At 74.8% G+C, this 2944-nt stretch carries 2 protein-coding genes and 1 pseudogene; 1 reads left to right on the top strand and 2 read right to left on the bottom strand.

The window, feature by feature from the left end:
- Positions 1–726, top strand: a pseudogene (locus ABWI04_RS42855) (ATP-binding cassette domain-containing protein); the annotation flags it as partial.
- Positions 727–738: 12 nt separating this feature from the next.
- Here the strand turns inward: ABWI04_RS42855 and ABWI04_RS42350 are convergent.
- Positions 739–1344 carry a response regulator gene (locus ABWI04_RS42350; protein ID WP_345187567.1) on the bottom strand — a complete coding sequence of 202 codons (606 nt, stop codon included), beginning with the start codon at positions 1342–1344 and terminating at the stop codon, positions 739–741.
- Between the two features lie 282 nt (positions 1345–1626).
- Positions 1627–2580, bottom strand: a complete 954-nt coding sequence (locus ABWI04_RS42355; protein ID WP_345187569.1) for an ornithine cyclodeaminase family protein — start codon at positions 2578–2580, stop codon at positions 1627–1629.
- Between the last annotated feature and the right edge of the window lie 364 nt (positions 2581–2944).

Below are 2944 nucleotides of genomic sequence, written 5' to 3' on the forward strand. Positions count from 1 at the left end.
CCGGACGCGCCCGCCCCGCCCGAGCCCGCCGCGCCCGTGCCGGGGGCGCCGGCGGTGGAGCTGCGCGGCGTGACCTTCGCCTACGGGGCCGGCGCGCGGCCGGTGATCAAGAACCTGGACCTGGTCGTCCCGCACGGCGACCACCTGGCCGTGGTGGGGCCGAGCGGGATCGGCAAGTCGACGCTCGCGGCGCTGATCGCGGGGCTGGCCGCGCCCGGCGCTGGCGAGGTGCTGGTGGACGGGCGGCCGGCGGGCGATCCGGGCCGCCGGGTGCTCGTCCCGCAGGAGGCGTACGTGTTCGGCGGCACCCTGCTCGACAACCTCGTCTACTACGCGCCGGACGCCGGTCCGGAGGAGGCGGGCCGCGCCGTGGACGCGCTGGGGCTGGCGCCGCTCGTCCGCGACCTCGGCGGGTACGGGGCGCGGCTGGAGCCCGGCGCGCTGACCGAGGCGCAGCGGCAGTGCGTGGCGCTGTGCCGGGCCTACCTCGCGCCGCAGCGCCTGGTCATCCTGGACGAGGCCGCGTACCGGCTCGACCCGGCCGCCGAGGCGCGGGTGGAGGAGGCGTTCGCGCGCCGGCCCGGCACGCTCGTCGTCATCGCGCACCGGATCAGCTCGGCGATGCGCGCCCGCCGCGTCCTGGTGCTGGACGGGACCCGCGCCCACCTCGGGCGGCACGCGGACCTGCCCGCGGTGTGCCCGCTGTACCGGGACCTGACCGGGCGCTGGGAGGACGGCTCACAGCCACCCGGCGTCCTCGGCGATCCGGATGGCCTGGACCCGGTTCTCCGCGCCGATCTTGCGGTTGATGCGGGAGAGGTGGTTGCGGACGGTGCCGATCGTCAGGACGAGGTCCTCGGCGATCTGCGCCGCGGACGCGCCCCGTGACGCCAGGGTGAGGACCTCCATCTCCCGTTCGGTGAGCGGGCTCTGGGCCGAGCCCAGTTCGGTGAAGGCCATGTCGGGGTCGATGACGCGCGCGCCCTCGGCCGCCCGCCTGATCGCGTCCACGAGCTCGCCCGGCGAGGTGTCCTTCAGCACGAGCCCGGAGGCCCGCGCGGCCACCGCGCGCCGCAGGTCGCCGGTCCGGCAGCGGCCCGCCATCAGAACGGTGCGGCACTCCGGGACGGCCTCGCGTAACGCCCGGGCGGCCGTGAAACCGTCCAGGCCCGGCAGCCCGACGTCGATCAGCGCGACGTCGGGCCGGCGTCTGCGCGCCGTGCGGAGGACCTGATCGCCCGAGCCCAGCGCCGCCACCACGTCGAGATCCGTCACCCGGTCGAACAGCGCGACCAGCCCGCCGCGCAGGAGCGGCGCCCCCTCGGCGAGCAGAATCCGAATCATTCTCGTCTCCAACACGGCCGCCCGCGGCCTCAGAAAGGACAAACACCGAACGCGTCTCAGAGGGAAGTCAGGGCGGCTGCCGAGAGGCATTGCCGGGGATTCGGTCAGCGCGAAATCGAACTTTCATTAGGTCACCTTCGACAGGCCGCACGACTACTGAACTCTTACCGGACGGAGCCAACACTATTCACCGCGTCAATGTAAAGACACCGTGGAAACCAGGAATCCAGCGATGGGTATTCCGCCAATTAGCGTTCGTACACCTGATGGGCCGGAACCGGTTCAGGCGAGGAAATCGAACTCCGCTCCGGCGCCCGCGTCGCGCGCCGCGGTGTAGGCCGTCCAGCTCAGCGCGAGGTCCTGCCAGGGCAGCCCGACGGGCGCGTACACCGTGACCTCGCCGTCCTTCACCCGCCCGGGCACCTGGCCGCGCATCAGGTCGCGCAGCGTCCCGGCGGCGTGCTCGACGTCCAGGCCCGCGCCGGCCAGCACGCCCATCTCGACGGCCAGGGGGACGTCGTCGACGACGACGCGGGCGCCCTCCAGCAGGTCGGCCCCCAGTTCGGCCTTGCCCGGCTGGTCCGCGCCGAGCGAGGTGAGGTGCGTCCCGGGGGCCACGTCGGCGGCGTGCAGGAGGGGGCGGCGCGCCCAGGTCGCCAGGACCACGATCCCGGCGTCCCGGACGGCGGCGCGCGGGTCCGGCGCCACGGTCGCGGGCGCGTCCAGCCGGGCGCCGTGCCGCGCGGCGAAGTCGGCGGCGCGGCCGGAGTCCAGGTCGAACACCGTGAGGTCGCGCACCTCCCGCAGCTCGCCCAGGCCCCGCATGACCAGTTCGGCCTGCGCGCCCGCCCCGATCACCGCGACCGAGCCGGCCGCGGGGCGCGCCAGCGCGTGGGTGCCGAGGGCGGCGGCCAGGCCGGTGCGCCAGGCGGTCACGGTCGCCGAGTCCAGGAGGGCCAGCAGCTCGCCCGTCCCGAGGTCGTGCAGGCAGACGACGCCGCGCAGCGCCGGGCGGCTGCCGGGGAACTTCGCGTTGGCCTTCACCGTGTACGCGGGGATCCCCTCGACCACGCCCGGCATCAGCGCCGTCGCGGTGCCCTGTCCGGGCAGCTCGACGATCACGCGGCGGGCGGCGGCGCCGCCGTCCCCGGCCGTGAAGCCGCGGCGCAGGGCGTCCAGGCAGGGGGCGGGGTCGAGCAGCGACTCAAGGATGGAACGGGCCAAGAGGAGCGTCACCGGGCCATCCTCCCGTCCCCCGGAGCCGGCGTCACCCCCTGGGGGGCACCGCGATTGGACCTCTCGTCCCGGTCCGAAACCCGCCAAACGGGCAGTCCTCCCCGAGATTCGGCCACGGAACCCGCACCCATTGTGACAATCCGTAGATGGTCAGTTGGTCACTTTCTCGCCTTACACGGGCGTTCACGGATCTTCGAGCATGACCCGTGACCTCCGGCGCGCCATTCGGGCGCGCCCAATCCCCCCTGGAGGCAGAGTGAAGATCCGTCCCTCCCGCGTCCGCGGAGCCGCCGCCGCCGTTGCGGCGGCCGGGCTCGCGGCGACCGCGCTGGCCGCCGCCCCCGCCGCGAACGCCACCCTCGAC

It is taken from the genome of Actinomadura sp. NPDC000929 (assembly GCF_040492065.1).
Taxonomy (GTDB): domain Bacteria; phylum Actinomycetota; class Actinomycetes; order Streptosporangiales; family Streptosporangiaceae; genus Spirillospora; species Spirillospora verrucosospora.